The organism is Anaeromassilibacillus sp. SJQ-5, from assembly GCF_054108045.1.
Map to the genome: position 1 here is coordinate 1,427,894 of NZ_JBPJWQ010000001.1, position 15,657 is coordinate 1,443,550.

A 15,657-nucleotide genomic window follows, 5' to 3' on the forward strand; every position below is an offset into this window, starting at 1 on the left:
CGCTCACCTTGAGAAACGAGTTTTACAAGCGATAAAATCCAGCGGGAATTCTTCTCCCGCTGGATTTTCCGGTCAGGACGCCGCGTCGTCCTTCTTTTCAGCCGCCGGACCGCCGCTGGATTTGGAGGCGCCCTCTTTTTTGGGGAGCGTCTTTTTGATGTTCAGGTAGACCCTCATATAATTGAAGAAGGCGAACAGCATCAGAACGGCGACGAGGGTCACCAGAAGCACCCGCACCCACCAGTACATATTGGGCAGCAGGACGATGAGGGCCATCACCCCGTAGAACACAAAGGTGCACATCTTACCATACCAGGAGGCGCCCCGCACCTCCGCCCCCCGCCGCAGCAGGATGAGGCCGCCGATGCTCTGGGCCAGCTCCTTGACAAAGCAAATGACGACCAGGGGGATCAGCTGAGAAAAGCGGGTGGCCAGGCAGATCACCACGGCTACCTGGGTCAGCTTATCGGCCACCGGGTCGAGCAGCTTGCCCAGGTCGGTAATCTGATTGCACTTGCGGGCGATGATGCCGTCCAGAGAGTCAGTGACGCCGGAAAGAATCAGCACGCCGAAGGACCAGTACATCAAATCCATCCGCTCGTCGCTGCTGAGCAGGTAGAGGATGACGAACACCGGCACCAGCAGAATCCGCAGCAGGGAGAGGAGATTGGGAATATTCCATTTCCATTCGATATTCATCAGTTGCATACAAACCGCCTATACTTTCTCGCGCGACGGAGCCGGTCAGCCGAACCGGGCTCCCGCGTGAAGGCTGCCGCGCCGGAAGGCTTGGACAGTCTCCACGCCGCCGCTTATTTTCCCGGTCCAGGGCGGAAGCAAGGCCCTGGGCCATCCGCCTTGGCACCGCGGGCAATCAACCGGCGGTCAGGGATTCGATAACCGAATCCATGGCGGAGATGATGGGATTCACGTCGGCAATCTTACTGACCAGAAGCGAATCGTGCAGATTTTTGGCGGATAACAGCGAATCGCCGGCGGAGGAAGTGGCGACCAGCTGGATCACCGTGACCGCGACCAGCACCCACAGCAGGCCTTCCACCGCGCCGAAGATGGCGCCGAGCGCCCCGTTCATCTGCTTGAGGCCGGGCAGCTTGAAGGCCTTATTGATAACGGCGGCCAGAATACCGACCACAATAATCAGAATAATAAACAAAACAAAGAAGCACACCATCTGCAGCAGCAGAACCGCCACCGGGCGGATGACCTTATCGGAAATCGTCTGGGCCACCGCGTCGACGTTGCCGCTCAGCGTGTCGCCGAGGGAATCCACAATGGCGTCGGGACTGCCCAAGTCATAGGCGTCCAGGGCGTTTTTGACAAAGCCGGGCATCTGCTCAATGGCGTCGTGCAGGCCGGTTTTGATGGAGGCGGTGTCGGCGGCGGGAATGTGGGTGACGATCTGCTCCTTGACCTTACCGGCCAGGAAGCCGTCGTAAATCCCGCCCGCGATGGTGCCGCTGAGGGTGCCGGCAATGACCAGGGCCAACAGGCAGCCGACCAGCCGGATAATGGATTTGACGAAGCCGCGGCGATAGCCGATGAAGATCGCCAAAACAAAAATTAGTATGACCGCAATGTCCAGAATATATGCCATGAAGAACCCTCCATTCATAAGCCGCAGAGAGGTTTTTCCGCCCCGCAGTATCAATAAATATACCACGATTTCCTGTTCTTTACAACCGGATAAAGAGGTTTATTTGATTAAGAATTTGATAAAAAGAGGCGCTTTTCAGCATATCTTCCGAAAAAACCACGGAATCGCGGCCCACCACCGGCGCCAACCATTCCAACAAAACGGCCAGCGAAAAAGTCCAGAGCAGGCCGGCCAGCAGGCCCAGGGCGGGCGGAATCAGCCGCCGCGTTCCCCGCAGGGGCGGCGGGGGCACCAGGCCGTCCTCCACCCGCTTTTGGACCAGCTTGCCGACCAGAAAAGCCAGGCAGAACAGCACGGCATAGCTCACCGCCCGGGACAGGGTGCGGCTGTACCTACCGGTAACGGCATCCAGCACCGCAGCGGAATCATGCGTTTCCGGCAGGCCCCGAAGGGTGTCGATATCCGCGCCGTAGTGATCCAGTATTTTCTGGAAGGCCGGCGGATTGGTTCGAATGAGCTCATCAAAGTCCAAGGCCTCCACCGTTTCCCGGCCGGTAGCCAAATGGGGAGCGGAAAACAGATCGGCCAGGCGATAGGCCGCGGTCTTTTCCACCGTCGGAGCAATCAAGGGCCGACCGGCAGCCCCCAGAGGGAGGCTGAGCAGGAAGGCGGCGGTGAGCGCCAGCAGCAGGGCGCCCAACGAAAGCAGCGAGGAGGAAACCGATTTTTGGGCAAACACCACCGCCGAGGCGGCGAGCAGGCCGATGCAGAGAATATCAAGAAGAATACCCATGCCTAAAATCCTTTCCGATAATAGAGCCATTAGCGAATAAAATGACACAAGTTCGGCGGCAAGAATGGCGTGGGGACATCATTGTCGTCCTTCGCCAATAGCTCTAGGCGGCGGGCCGGTCGTACTGCCGCAGGGTGGTCAGCCCCAGCACCATGATTTTATCCCCCAGCGTTCCTATCAGGCGGCCGTCCGACGGCACCTCGAGGACGCCGGTTTCGGCGGCGGCGCCGAACACATGCACCGCGCTGCCGGTCAGGAGATACACGCCGTTTTTATCGGCGGCGACATGTCGATAGGCCTCGTGGATGTCGGCGGTGAAGGCGGTCGCACCGTCGGCGGTGACCGCCAGCAGGCGGCACCCGTCCGTCGCGCCGTAGGCCTGGGTGATCAGGGCGACGCGATCGTCCCCGGGCGCGTAGCCCAGCAGCTGCTGCCCGCCGAAATCCGTCTGCTTGAGCGCCCCGGTTTTCTCGTCCGCGATCCACAGGGCGGTATCCCCCACGGCGACCGTCTGGCCACTTGCCAGGTAATCCACGGCGGCCAGCAGGATGCCGGACGCTTCATGCGTAAAGGCGGCATCCTTGTCGGCGGCAAAGGTGAAAATCTCCAAATAGGATTTGATGGCGCCGTTTTCCGCCGCGATGCTGGCGATGGCGACCCGATCCCCCCCGGGGGAGACGGCCACGTCCACCGCCTGCCGTTTCCGGCTGCGGCGATAGATTTCCTTGCCCTTCTTGTCGAACACCACGATTTCGGCGTTGTAGGACTGGCCGCCGGAGGTAATCACCGCGGTGGTGCCATTCCGGGAGACGTCGGCGGAGATAATGGGATGCTCCAGGGTGACGCTCCAGAGGGTTTGAGCCCGGGTTTCCAGGCTCAGCCTGGTGCTGCCGGTTTCCGCCAGCACGGCGTATTTGCCGGCGGTTTTCAGGATCGGCGCGGAGAAGGTATGGGGGCGGCGCACCGCTTCCCCGCCGCGGCTGTTGAGAATGGTGAAGGAGGTGTCGCTGAGCAGGGCGAGATTGCCTTCGATCTCGCTCATATGCAGCACGCTGCCGCCGGCCACGCTCACCGGGTAGCCTTCGCCGCCGGCGCCGCCCGACAGCTTTTCCTCCACCCAGATGACCAAGCTGTCCGGGGCGATTTTCTCCCAATTCTGCCAAAGCAGGTAACCGCCGGTGAGCAGGACTCCCACCAGCACCAGGCGGGAAAACACCATCCAGATGAGGGAACGGCCCGACCGACGCCGCTTTTTCGGCGGCACCTCTTTCAGGATGGGGGCGTCCGCTTCCGGGGCTTCCCGGGGGGACTCGCGGTAAGTATACGCCGGCGGGGCCGGAGACTGCTGGATCGGCGGGGGAACGGCCGCGGGGCGGGCATCCTTCTTTTTCCTAGGCGCCGCGTGGGATCGAATTTTCAAGTCCTGTTTATTCGCCATGCTGTCCCCCCATCTCCTTTCCGACGGCGGCGTCGGGGTAAAACACTTCATCCAGATACAGCCCGCAGGCCGGAGCGGTGGCCCCCGCCCGGTCCCGGTCGCGGGATAGCAGAATGGCCGGCAGGGCGTCCCAGGGGATCCGGCCGGCGTCCATATCCAGCAGGGTACCCACCATGATGCGCACCATATTGTATAAAAATCCGTCGGCCTCCACGGTGAAGGTCACGAGGTCGCCCTGACGCGAGACGCCGCAGCGCCGCACGGTGCGCACCCGATCCTCCACCGCGCTGCCCGCAGAGCAGAAGGCCGTAAAATCATGCGTGCCGCAGTAAGCCGCGGCGGCCTCGTCCATGCGGCGCTCGTCCAGCCGGCGCTGCCGATGCAGAGCGTAGCCCTGCCAGAAGGGATTGCGGGCGGGGGCGTTCCAGATACGGTAGACATACCGCTTGCCCGCGGCCATATACCGGGGATGGAAATCCGCCGGCACCTCCCGGCAGCCGTACACGGCCACGTCGGCTGGCAGATGGGCGTTGAGAGCGGCCGCCAGCTTGTCCCCCCGCAGGGGACAGGCGGTATCCAGGGTGCAGCAGAACATGTTGGCGTGTACGCCGGCGTCGGTGCGGCTGCAGCCGGTCAGCCCGGATCGCACGCCGGTCAGGCGTTCCACCGCGTCCTGCATCACCTGCTGAACGGTGACGCCGTTAGGCTGCACCTGCCAGCCGTGGTAGCGGGTGCCGTCATAGCGAAGGGTCAAAAGCAGGCGCGGCATGGCGGCACCCCTTTCCGTTTGAAATCAGACGTTGGCGGGCAGGAAGATGTTGAGCAGGATGAGGGCGGTCACCAGCATGGCCATGACCACCAGACAGGCCGTGTCCCGGCCGGCGAGATGGAGCTGCTTCATCCGGGTGCGGCCGTCGCCGCCGCGGTAGCAGCGGCACTCCATGGCCATGGCCAGCTCGTAGGCCCGGCGGAAGGAGGAGACGAACAGCGGGATGAGAATCGGAATCAGGGCCTTGATCCGCTGCATCAGGCCGCCGCTTTCCATATCCGCGCCCCTTGCCTTCTGGGCGGACATGATTTTGTCGGTTTCCTCGATGAGGGTGGGGATAAAGCGCAGGGCGATGGTCATCATCATGGCCAGTTCATGGACGTTGACGTGCAGGAACTTGAGGGGTTTCATCAGCCGTTCCAGCGCATCGGTCAGGGCGGTGGGCGAGGTGGTATAAGTTAGCAGGGAGCTGCCGGCAATGAGGCAGAGGATGCGCACCGCGATGAACACGGCGGTGACCACGCCCTGCAGGGTGATATGGATGATCCACCAGTCCACGAGCACCAGGCCGTCCCGCACATAGAAGATGTTGATGATGGAGGTGAAGACGATCAGGGGCAGGATAGGCTTCAGGCTTTTGAAAATCAGCTTGAGGGGCAGATGGGACAGCCAGACGCTCATCACCAGGAAGGCGACGGCAAGCGACAGGCCCGCCCAGTTGCGGGGAACAAAGACCGCCACGATATAGGCGAAGGTCAGAATGAGCTTCGCCCGGGGGTCCATCTTGTGCAGCAGGGAATTGCCCGGGAAATACTGGCCGATAGTAATATCCGTCAGCATGGGGTGTCGCCCCCTTTCAGCAGGGGCAGCAGCCGGGCGGCCGCCTGCTCCACAGTATAGACATTATCGCCCACCGGCAGGCCCTTGTCCCTCAGCCGCATGAACACGCGGGTCACGGCGGGGATGGACAGGCCGATGGCTTCTAGCTCCGCCGCCCGGGAGAAGACCTCCTCGGTGGGGGCGTACATGGCCACCTCGCCCCGGTTCATAACCAGCACCCGTTTGGCCACCCGGGCGATATCCTCCATGCTGTGGGAGACCAGCAGCACGGTGGTGCCGCGCTGCTCCTGATAGACGCGGATCTGCTCGAGGATCGTGTCCCGGCCCTTGGGATCCAGGCCGGCGGTGGGCTCGTCCAGGATGAGCACCTCGGGTTCCATGGCCATGACGCCGGCGATGGCGGCCCGGCGTTTTTCGCCGCCGGACAGCTCGAAGGGGGATTTCTCGAGCAACTCCTCCCGCAGGCCGACAAAAGCGGCGGCCTGGCGGACGCGCTTATCGATCTCCTCCTCGCTCAGGCCCATGTTTTTGGGGCCGAAGGCGATGTCCTTATAGCAGGTATCCTCGAACAGCTGATGCTCCGGGTATTGGAACACCATGCCCACACGGAAGCGCACCGCGCGGATTTTTTTGGGATCCTCCCAGATGTCCCGGCCCTCCAGCAGCACCCGGCCGGAGGTGGGGCGCAGCAGGCCGTTGAGATGCTGCACCAGGGTGGATTTGCCGGAGCCGGTATGGCCGATAATCCCCACGAAGTCCCCGCGGTTCACCGTCAGGCTGACATCGTGCATGGCGGTCTTTTCAAAGGGGGAGCCGGGAGCGTAGACGTAGGTCAGCGCCTCGGTTTCCAGCACCGGCTCCGCCGGGAGGGCGGGGGCGGGCGCAGCGGGCGCGGCGGCCGGCACAGCGCCCAAAACGGGCAGCAGGGCGATGGCTTCGGCGCATTCTGCGGCGGTGAGGACGCCTTCCGGCAGGGGGAGGCCCCGGCCGCGCAGCGCGTGGCACAGCTCGGTGGGCTGGGGCACGTCCAGCTCCACCCGGCGCAGCTCGTCCACACGGGAGAACACCTCCCGGGGAGCGCCGTCCATGAGGATGGCCCCGTCGTCCATGACCACCACCCGGTCGGCCTGGACGGCTTCGTCCATATAGTGGGTGATGAGCACAATGGTGATGCCCCGCTCCTTATTGAGACGGCGGACGGTATCCAACACCTCCCGGCGGCCGTGGGGATCCAGCATGGCGGTGGGCTCGTCCAGGACGATGCACTCCGGTTCCATAGCGATGATGCCGGCGATGGCGATCCGCTGCTTCTGGCCGCCCGACAGCTTATGAGGCGCATGGGTGCGGTAATCAAACATATCCACCGCCCGCAGGGCGTCGTCCACCCGGCGGCGGATTTCCTCCGGAGGCACCCCCAGGTTTTCGGGGCCGAAGGCCACGTCCTCCTCCACGATGGTGGAGACCAGCTGGTTATCCGGGTTCTGAAGCACCATGCCCACCGTGCGGCGCACCTCGTATTTGAGCGCCTCGTCGCTGGTGTTCATCTCCTTGACCAGGACGGTGCCGCCCGTGGGCAGCAGCATGGCGTTGAAATGCTTGGCGATGGTGGATTTCCCGCAGCCGTTGTGGCCGAGAAGCGCCACGAAGGAACCCTGCTCGATGGTCAGGTCGATGTGTTCCAGCACCTTGAGCGGCGGTTCATCGGGATATTCGTATTGAAAGCTGACGCCGTCGGCGACAATCATATTCATGGGGAAACCTCCTGGGAGTAGATTACCGCTCCGTCCAGAGCGCCGTCGCGCCGCAGGGCAGAACCAGGCCGCTTTGGGTGACCGGCAGACCGATTTCGTCCGCGGAGAGAACGCCGGCGTGCTTCGGAGAGACGAGGGTCCCCAGAATATACTGCATCACCGAGGGGGACAGGCCGGTGGTGTAAGAATTGATGGCGAAAAACAGCGGCCTGTCCGACAGGAGGGCGGCGCACTGCTCCACCAAATCGTAAATCTGCTCCTCCAGCTTCCACACCTCTCCCCCAGGGCCGCGGCCGTAGGACGGGGGATCCATCAAAATGGCGTCGTAGGTGTTGCCCCGGCGCTGCTCCCGCTGCACGAACTTGCCGCAGTCGTCCACCAGCCAGCGCATGGGCCGGTCGGCCAGCCCGGAGGCGGCCGCGTTTTCCCGCCCCCAGGCCACCATTCCCTTGGAGGCGTCCACGTGGGTGACATGGGCCCCCGCCGCCGTGCAGGCCAGGGTCGCGCCGCCGGTGTATCCGAAGAGGTTGAGCACCCGTATGGGGCGCCCAGCCTCCCGGATCCAGGCGCTCATGGCGTCCCAGTTGACCGCCTGCTCCGGGAACAGGCCGGTGTGCTTGAAGCCCATGGGTTTCAGACGAAAGCGCAGAGAGCCGTAGCCGATTTCCCACACGTCGGGAAGCGGCTTCAGCCGCTCCCACTGGCCGCCGCCGGTATGCGAGCGGTGATAGCGGGCGTGGGCCTTGTTCCACAGGGGGCTGCGCCGGGGCGTTTTCCAGAGAATCTGCGGATCGGGACGGATGAGGAGGATATCGCCCCAGCGCTCCAGCCGCTCCCCATCGGCGGCGTCGATTAATTCATAGTCTTTCCATCGGGTAGCTGCTCTCATACGTCGTCCTGTCCTTTAACTCAATCTTATTGGATCGCCGCTTTGATGGTTTCGCCCAGCTGAACCGCCAGGTCGTTGATGGCGTCGAATTCCCGGCCTTCCACCATGATACGGAGCAGGGGTTCGGTGCCCGAAACCCGCACAAGCACCCGGCCGTCCCGGCCGAGGGAGGCGTTGGCTTTGCTGATTTCCTCCGCGAGCGCCTTATCGGCGGCGTATTTGGCTTTCTGGGCCGCGTCGGCTTTGACATTGATGATGACCTGGGGATACCGCTCCATCATGCCGCCGATCCGGGAGAGCTTGACGCCCTTTTCCCGGGCCATGGCCAACAGCTTGACGGCGGACATCTGCCCGTCGCCGGTGGTGGCGTGATGCCGGAAGATGATATGCCCCGACTGCTCGCCGCCGATGGCGTAGCCGCTGTTCACCATTTCCTCGAGCACATAGCGATCCCCCACCTTGGTGGAGACCGGGGTGATGCCGTTCTGCTCACAAAAGCGGAAAAAGCCCAGGTTGGACATGACCGTCACCACGGCGGCATTGCCGTCCAGCTCCCCTTTTTCCTTCATATCCATGGCCAGGGCGGCGATGATCTTATCCCCGTCGATGAGGTTGCCCTGTTCGTCCACCGCCAGGCAGCGATCGGCGTCGCCGTCGAAAGCCACGCCGCCGTAATATTTCAGCTTTTTGACAAAATCGGCCAGCTGCTCGATGTGGGTGGACCCGCAGTTTTCGTTGATGTTGACGCCGTCGGGCTGGTCGTTGAGAAACACGCAGTCGGCCCCCAGGGCGGAAAACAGACGGCGGGCCGTGGCGCTGGCCGAGCCGTTGGCGCAGTCCACCGCCAGGCGCATCCCGCGCAAATCCACGTCGGTCACGTCCAGCAGGTGGCGGACATAATCGTCCACCGCGTGGTCACAGCGGGACACCCGGCCGATACCGCCGCCGGTGGGGGTGGGCGGCGTCTGCGCGCCGTCCAGGACAATCGCCTCGATTTCCTCCTCCAGGTTGTCGGACAGCTTATAGCCCTCGCCGTTGAAAATCTTGATGCCATTGTATTCGCAGGGGTTGTGCGACGCGGAAATCATGATGCCCGCGTCCGCCTGATACTTGCCCACCAAGTAAGCCACCGCCGGCGTGGGCACCACGCCCAGCAGCTGCACGTCGGCGCCCACCGAGCACAGCCCGGCCACCAGCGCCGCCTCCAGCATATCGGAGGACACCCGGGTATCCTTGCCGATGAGCACACGCGGACGCCGGTGCTCCACCTCGATGAGCACCATGGCGGCGGCCCGTCCAATCGACATGGCCGTCTCACAGGTTAGCTCCGTGTTGGCTACGCCACGCGCGCCGTCCGTTCCAAACAGTCTTCCCATTCTAGTACCTCTTTCCCACACAGTGACAGATTCTATATTACGCCTGTCCCACAACAGGCGGAATATACGCGGAATTCAGTTATCAAAAAACGATAAATTCGGTTGTTCAGGCGAGGGCTGGCCCGGGACGGGCAGGCCCAGATGGGCGTAGGCGGCGGGGAGCACCACCCGGCCGCGGGGCGTCCGGGTGAGGAAGCCGATTTGCATCAGATAGGGCTCGTAGACATCCTCGATGGTCACCGATTCCTCCCCGATGACCGCCGCCAGGGTGTCCAGGCCCACCGGGCCGCCGTTATAGTGCCGGATCATGGCCTCCAGCATCCGCCGATCCACCATGTCCAGGCCCAGCTCATCCACCTCCAGGCGATCGAGCGCCTGCCGGGCGGTGTCGGTATTGATGACGCCGTCGTTCATGACCTGGGCGAAATCCCGCACCCGCTTGAGCATCCGGTTGGCGATACGGGGGGTTCCCCGGCAGCGGGAGGCGATCTCCAAAGCACCGTCCTCGTCGCATTCTATGTTCAAAATCCGGGCGCTACGGCTGACGATGGTGGCCAGCTCTCGGGGGGTATACAGCTCCAGGCGCAGCACCACGCCGAACCGATCCCGCAGGGGGGCGGAAAGCTGCCCCGCCCGGGTGGTGGCGCCGATGAGAGTGAATTTCGGCAGAGGCAGGTGGATGGAGGCCGCGCCCTGGCCCTTGCCGTTCATGATATCGATGGCGAAGTCCTCCATCGCCGGGTACAGAATCTCTTCCACCGTGCGGGAGAGACGATGAATTTCGTCGATAAACAGCACGTCGCCCTCGTCCAGATTGGTCAGCAGGGCCGCGAGATCCCCCGCCCGTTCCAGGGCGGGGCCGGAGGTGATGCGGAAATTGACCCCCATCTCCGCCGCAATAATGGCCGCCAGGGTGGTTTTGCCCAGGCCGGGCGGGCCGTACAGCAGCACGTGATCCAGGGCCTCGCCACGAATCTTGGCCGCGTTGATAAAGACCGACAGGTTATCCTTGACCTTTTCCTGGCCGATGTATTCGGCCAGGGTGCGGGGACGCAGCGGGTTGTCGCCGTCGTCCTCGGGCAGGTATTCGGCGGATATCATGCGGTTTTCGTAATCCATTTCCACGGTCGACGTCCTTTCCTTCCTGCGGCGAAAACCAGCGGATCCGCCTTTTTATGAGACACGAGTCGGTCAGCTCTTTCTGCCTAGAGACTTGAGAGCCTGGCGCACCAGGGTTTCCACCGGCAGGGCGCTGTCCAGCTTTCCAACGGCGGCGGACGCCTCGCCCGGCGTGAAGCCCAGCACTGACAGGGCATTCACCGCCTCGGCGGCGTTGCCGGCGGCGGACACGGCAGCCCCCTGGGGCAGCTCTGCGCCGCCGCTCGTCTGCAGGGCGCCCACCTTGTCCTTCATTTCCAAGACAATCCGCTGGGCCAGCTTGGGACCAACCCCCGGCGCGCGGGTCAGGGTCTTGTAATCCCCGCCGGCCACCGCCAGGGCCACCCGTTCGGGGGACAGTTCGGACAAAATGGCGATGGCCGCCTTGGGACCTACGCCGGTGATGGCGGTCAGCTGCTTGAAGCAGTTCAGCTCCCCCTGGTCGGCAAAGCCGAACAGCTCGATAGCGTCCTCCCGCACGTTCATCATGGTATAGAGCATCGCCTCGCTCCCCACCGCGGGAAGCTGACGGGCCGTGTTCATGGTAATGCGGCAGCGGAAGCCCACGCCGCCGCAGCAAATGACCGCCATCTGCGGTTCCATATGAATCAGTTCGCCTTTTACGCTGTACAGCATGGCCTATGCCTCCTGATATTTACTGGAAAGTTTTCGCCCCTTACACGCGGCCCGCCAAGCTCCTTTTGAGGGCGGTGCCGCCCGACTGGCCGTGGCAGATGGCGATAGCCAGGGCGTCGGCCGTATCGTCCGGCCGGGGCACCTCGGCCAGACGCAGCAGCCGGCGGGTCATCTCCATCACTTGGGGCTTTTCCGCCTTGCCGTAGCCCGTCACCGCGCTTTTCACCTGTAAAGGGGTATACTCGTACAGGGGCGTGCCGCTTTTGTGCGCGGCCAGCAGGATAACACCCCGGGCCTCCGCCACATCGATGGCGGTTTTCTGGTTGTTTTTGAAATACAGCTTCTCCACCGCCAGGGCGTCCGGCTTATGCTGCGCGAGCAGAACGGCCATTTCGTCGTAAATGACCTCCAGCCGGCGGGAAAAATCCATCCCCGCCGGGGTGGTGATGGCGCCGAAGGTCAGAGGGGTGAAGCGCCCCCGTTCATACCGCACGACGCCCCAGCCCACAATGGCATACCCCGGGTCGATCCCTAAAATGATCATGGACGCCGTCACTCTCCCCTGTCCCCGCGGAGGGAATTTCCTCCGGTAATGATATATACGCCTTATCCTTTCAATTATAGCACAGGAACCGCACGCGGGCAATATCGCCCCTTCTGGTTTTTGCCAAATACGAACAAAATTTCTGTGCGCATTTGACAACGAAACTTCGTCACTCCCGGCGGATTTCAGCGGTTTCCTCGTCCATCAGGATGCGCAGGGCTTCCAGAGCGGTTTCCACCGCGGGGCCGCTGTCCTCGCAGCGGGGATTGGACAAGCCCGCGGCCGCCCGTTCCTGGTTCCATATGGCCGTCAGGACGCAGCCGGCCCGCACGCCCAGGGAGGCGGCGAGAATAAAAAGAGCAGCGGATTCCATTTCGGAAGCGAGGCAGCCGCCCTTGAGCCAGGCCTGCCACTGCAGCTTCAGCCACGGGGCCACGGGCGAGGCCTCGGGGCTGTGCTGCCCATAGAAGGAATCCTTACAGTGCACCACACCGGTATGCGCGGGATGGCCCAGCCTGGCGGCGCTGTCCGCCAGCGCCCGGGTGACGGCAAAATCGGCGGCGGCCGGGAATTCCACCGGCAGATATTCGCGGGAGGTGCCCTCCTGCCGGATGGCGGCGGAGGCGACCACCAGATCGCCCCCCACCACCTTGTGCGCCATCCCGCCGCAGGTTCCCACCCGGATGAGGGTATGGGCCCCGCATTTGACCAGCTCCTCCACACAGATGGCGGTGGATGGGCCGCCGATCCCATGGGAGATCACCAGCATCCGACGGCCGGCCAGGTTCCCCGCCCAAGAGGTGTACTCCCGGTTGCAGGCCACCGGCTCGGGGCTGTCCAGCCGGCGGGCGATGCTCTCCACCCGGCCCGGATCCCCGGTCAGCAGGACATAGCCCGCTCCCTGCTCCGGATGCAGGCCGATATGATACATCTTTTCGCTGTTGAAATTCATCAAGGTTGTCCGCTCCCTTCCTACCGAATAAACCGGGCGACGGATTCCATCGCCTTGCGCTGCTTGGGACGCGGCGCGTCCTCGGCCGGATAGCCCACGGCGATCACCAGGCGCACCCGGCTTTGGGCGGGAATATCCAGCAGGCGGCGCAGCCGCGCCTCGTCGAACAGGCCCATGATACAGGTACCCAGTCCCAGGTCGGCCGCCTGGAGGCAGAGGTGTGCTGCCGCCAGGCCCACGTCGATAGAGGCGAAATGCTGGCTGTCCACCACGCCGTCCAGGCGCTTCATGAGGGTCGCCTTTTCCTCCGTCACCACGACAAAGGCGGGGCAGTCCGCCGTGAATGCGTTGATGCCCAGCTGCTGGACGCAGGCGGCCACCTCGGGAAGCAAAACCGGGCGGGTCACCACGGTAAAGCCCCAGGGCTGGCTGTTGCAGGCCGAGGGAGACAGACGCGCCGCCTCGATGCAGGTCTCCAGTTTTTCCGGTTCCACCGGCCGCCGGTCATAGCGGCGGCAGCTTTGCCTGCGCCGCGCCAATTCTATAAACGATTCCATCGCGGGTCTTCCTTTCCCATAAAGCTTGGCTGGATTTGCTCTAACTATAGCATCCCGGCCGCCGGATTGCAAGAAGCGCCGGCAGACAAAAAACGGCTGCTGCGCCATGGATAAACACACGCACAAACCAGAAAAAGCGCGGTTTTGCGTCTGTAAAGACGCAAAATGCGGGCCGCAAATTACGGCCCGCAAGCGGTTTTTCAGGGGCGCATTGCAAAATCCTGTATTTTGCAATGCGCCCTCGTATGTTGGCATGCCTTTCTCTGTTCATTTACCGGTTGTGAAACGTTTCCACAAGCGGTTTGTGCCGGCGGTCCTGCAGTTTTTTCGCCCAGCAGAGCAGTCCTCCGGCCAGAGCTGCCAGAACCAGGAGCAGCGCCCAAGCCTTTTGCATATCCGTCACATCCTTTCACGTCCGCGAGAATCCGGCAATGCCGCTGTTAAATGGCTTTATACAGAGCGAAGGCCAGACCGGCCAGCGTCACCATGCCGACGACGACCATGCCGGCGGTAATGCCGGTCGTCTGCTCGGCGGCGGGAGCCGGGGCGGCGTCCGCGCCCGCCAGATAGACGGGAACCTGCACCATCTCGGCGGCCGGCTCCTCGGGGACGGCATAATCGGCGTCGTCCATGGGCTCGCCTTCATTCTCAGTGATGTCTACCGGCTCGGTATACGTAAAAATCCGCACGACGCGGCCTTCCTCGTCCAGCTGTTCGGTCCAATAGCCGCCTTCCTCCGCGCTGGCCATGACCCCCATAAAGGCAGTCAGCAGCACTAGCAGCAGCGTCACGACACCGATTTGTCCCATCTTCTTTTTCACAGAGGTCACATCCTTCCTGTTATGCGGCCGCCCGGCGGCGGTGTTTGTGTTTTTCCATGCTTTTATTGTATTGGATTTTTCGCGGGAATTATACCGTTTTTGATTACAAACTGATTACACTTTTGAAACCTCCGGGCTGTAAAAATGACAATCTTGTTATCTTCGTCTTTCCGCCGGCAAAAAACCGTGCGTTTGGGGTGTCCGACGCAAATTCCATAAAAACAAGAGGTTGTATCCCGGAGCGTTTTGTTATATAATAAGATGTCAATACGGGGTGGGGGCTTCTTGTGGGAAAGCGGGACGCGCGTTCGTCCGGCGGCACCCGGCGGCTCCTCCCCTTACAGACTGGGTGGTTAAATTCGTGAAGCAAGCCTATTTGGACAACAGCGCCACCACCGCCGTCTGCAAACAGGCGGCCGACAAGGCGTATGAAATGATGACCGGCTGCTACGGCAACCCTTCCTCCCTGCACACCGTCGGCTTTGCAGCGGAGCAGGAACTGACGGCGGCCAGGCGGGCGGTCGCCAAGCTGCTGGGTTGCCCGCCGGACACGCTGATCTTCACCTCCGGCGGCACCGAAGCAAACAACCTGGCAATTCTGGGCGGCTGGGCCGCGCGCAAGCGGCGGGGCGGCCACGCGGTCACAACCGCCGTCGAGCACCCCTCCGTCGCCGCCGCTTTCGACGCGCTGGAAAAGGAAGGCGCGCAGGTCGACCGGCTGGTTCCCGATGAACAGGGACGCCTGACGGCGGAGCAAATTGCCGCGGCCTGCCGGGAGGGCACCATTCTGGTCAGCGTCATGCTGGTCAACAACGAAACCGGCGCGCGGTTCCCCGTCGAGGAGGCGGCGCCGCTTATCCGGCGCCGCGCGCCCCAGGCGCTTATCCACTGCGACGCGGTGCAGGCCGCCGGAAAAATCCCGGTATTCCCCGAGAAGATGGGTGTGGACGCCCTGTCGGTCAGCGGACACAAGCTGCACGCCCCCAAGGGGGTGGGTGCCCTGTATCTGCGCAAGGGCGTGCGGGTGGTCCCCCGGGCGCTGGGCGGCGGGCAGGAAAAAGGGCTGCGCTCCGGCACCGAGCCGGTGCCGCTCATCGCCGCCTTCGGCGCCGCGGCCGCCGCGCTGCCCCCCTTCGAGGATCAGCGGCGGCACTACGAGGCGCTGCGCGCTCTGCTGCTCCGCGAACTCGGCGGACGGGACGACATCCGGTTCCATCTGCCCGAGGGAGGGGTTCCCTACATTGTGCATCTTTCCGTTCCCGGCCTGCGCAGCGAAACGCTGCTGCATTTTCTCGCCGAGCGGGGGGTGTCCGTATCCAGCGGCTCCGCCTGTTCCAAGGGGCGCAAAAGCCCCGTGCTGACCGCCATGGGGCTGCCGTCCCCGGAAATCGACAGCGCCCTGCGCCTGAGTTTCTGCTATGAAAACACGGAGCAGGACATCCGCCAGTTTCTCGACGCCCTGGAGGAGGCCATGGCCTCTCTGGCGCGTAAAGGCCGCTGAAGGCCATTCCTGACAAT

The 15,657-nt window shown here is 63.2% G+C and carries 17 protein-coding genes and 1 pseudogene; 1 reads left to right on the forward strand and 17 read right to left on the reverse strand.

What is annotated here, in order from left to right; all coding sequences use genetic code 11:
- Window positions 1-72: 72 nt before the first annotated feature.
- The 17 genes and pseudogenes from ACSAMM_RS06200 to ACSAMM_RS06280 all read right to left on the reverse strand — a co-directional run bounded on the left by ACSAMM_RS06200 (window position 73) and on the right by ACSAMM_RS06280 (window position 14,139).
- Window positions 73-708, reverse strand: a complete 636-nt coding sequence (locus ACSAMM_RS06200) for a CDP-alcohol phosphatidyltransferase family protein (protein ID WP_457790510.1) — start codon at window positions 706-708, stop codon at window positions 73-75.
- Between the two features lie 166 nt (window positions 709-874).
- Window positions 875-1,615 (reverse strand): CvpA family protein, encoded by a 741-nt coding sequence (locus ACSAMM_RS06205; RefSeq protein ID WP_178725674.1) that lies wholly within the window; start codon window positions 1,613-1,615, stop codon window positions 875-877.
- Between the two features lie 79 nt (window positions 1,616-1,694).
- Window positions 1,695-2,408: a hypothetical protein gene (locus tag ACSAMM_RS06210; protein ID WP_178725672.1), complete on the reverse strand. Its 714-nt coding sequence runs from the start codon at window positions 2,406-2,408 to the stop codon at window positions 1,695-1,697.
- Between the two features lie 103 nt (window positions 2,409-2,511).
- The gene (locus ACSAMM_RS06215; RefSeq protein WP_457790512.1) at window positions 2,512-3,846 is read right to left on the reverse strand and encodes a DUF5711 family protein; all 1,335 of its coding nucleotides are present in this window, start codon (window positions 3,844-3,846) and stop codon (window positions 2,512-2,514) included.
- Window positions 3,836-4,615: a tRNA pseudouridine(38-40) synthase TruA gene (truA, locus tag ACSAMM_RS06220; RefSeq protein ID WP_178725668.1), complete on the reverse strand. Its 780-nt coding sequence runs from the start codon at window positions 4,613-4,615 to the stop codon at window positions 3,836-3,838. Before truA ends, ACSAMM_RS06215 begins: the two co-directional genes overlap by 11 nt.
- 24 nt (window positions 4,616-4,639) lie before the next feature.
- A complete protein-coding gene (locus ACSAMM_RS06225) occupies window positions 4,640-5,455 on the reverse strand; it encodes an energy-coupling factor transporter transmembrane protein EcfT (protein ID WP_178725665.1) in 816 nt (271 codons plus the stop codon).
- The gene (locus ACSAMM_RS06230) at window positions 5,449-6,309 is read right to left on the reverse strand and encodes an energy-coupling factor transporter ATPase (protein ID WP_457792156.1); all 861 of its coding nucleotides are present in this window, start codon (window positions 6,307-6,309) and stop codon (window positions 5,449-5,451) included. The genes ACSAMM_RS06225 and ACSAMM_RS06230 overlap by 7 nt, the downstream gene beginning before the upstream one ends.
- 87 nt (window positions 6,310-6,396) lie before the next feature.
- A pseudogene (locus tag ACSAMM_RS06235) lies at window positions 6,397-7,206 on the reverse strand (energy-coupling factor transporter ATPase); the annotation flags it as partial.
- A gap of 22 nt (window positions 7,207-7,228) precedes the next feature.
- A complete protein-coding gene (locus ACSAMM_RS06240; RefSeq protein WP_178725661.1) occupies window positions 7,229-8,095 on the reverse strand; it encodes a class I SAM-dependent methyltransferase in 867 nt (288 codons plus the stop codon).
- 26 nt (window positions 8,096-8,121) lie between these two features.
- Entirely contained in the window at window positions 8,122-9,471 is a 1,350-nt protein-coding gene (glmM, locus tag ACSAMM_RS06245; protein ID WP_178725659.1) for a phosphoglucosamine mutase, read from the reverse strand.
- A 75-nt stretch (window positions 9,472-9,546) separates the two neighbouring features.
- Window positions 9,547-10,590 (reverse strand): Holliday junction branch migration DNA helicase RuvB, encoded by a 1,044-nt coding sequence (gene ruvB, locus ACSAMM_RS06250; RefSeq protein WP_457792158.1) that lies wholly within the window; start codon window positions 10,588-10,590, stop codon window positions 9,547-9,549.
- A 72-nt stretch (window positions 10,591-10,662) separates the two neighbouring features.
- Window positions 10,663-11,265: a Holliday junction branch migration protein RuvA gene (ruvA, locus tag ACSAMM_RS06255; protein WP_457790515.1), complete on the reverse strand. Its 603-nt coding sequence runs from the start codon at window positions 11,263-11,265 to the stop codon at window positions 10,663-10,665.
- 40 nt (window positions 11,266-11,305) lie between these two features.
- A complete protein-coding gene (gene ruvC / locus ACSAMM_RS06260) occupies window positions 11,306-11,809 on the reverse strand; it encodes a crossover junction endodeoxyribonuclease RuvC (protein WP_178725655.1) in 504 nt (167 codons plus the stop codon).
- Window positions 11,810-11,978: 169 nt separating this feature from the next.
- Window positions 11,979-12,761, reverse strand: coding sequence for a nucleoside phosphorylase (locus ACSAMM_RS06265; RefSeq protein WP_178725704.1), 783 nt, complete (start codon window positions 12,759-12,761; stop codon window positions 11,979-11,981).
- 20 nt (window positions 12,762-12,781) lie between these two features.
- A complete protein-coding gene (locus ACSAMM_RS06270; RefSeq protein WP_457790517.1) occupies window positions 12,782-13,318 on the reverse strand; it encodes a nitroreductase family protein in 537 nt (178 codons plus the stop codon).
- 271 nt (window positions 13,319-13,589) lie between these two features.
- The gene (locus ACSAMM_RS06275) at window positions 13,590-13,712 is read right to left on the reverse strand and encodes a hypothetical protein (RefSeq protein ID WP_457790519.1); all 123 of its coding nucleotides are present in this window, start codon (window positions 13,710-13,712) and stop codon (window positions 13,590-13,592) included.
- Between the two features lie 46 nt (window positions 13,713-13,758).
- Window positions 13,759-14,139 (reverse strand): hypothetical protein, encoded by a 381-nt coding sequence (locus tag ACSAMM_RS06280; RefSeq protein ID WP_457790521.1) that lies wholly within the window; start codon window positions 14,137-14,139, stop codon window positions 13,759-13,761.
- Window positions 14,140-14,500: 361 nt separating this feature from the next.
- Here ACSAMM_RS06280 and ACSAMM_RS06285 point away from each other — a divergent pair, with 361 nt between their 5' ends.
- On the forward strand, window positions 14,501-15,640 hold the full coding sequence (locus tag ACSAMM_RS06285) for a cysteine desulfurase family protein (RefSeq protein ID WP_457790523.1): 1,140 nt from the start codon (window positions 14,501-14,503) through the stop codon (window positions 15,638-15,640).
- Window positions 15,641-15,657: the final 17 nt, after the last annotated feature.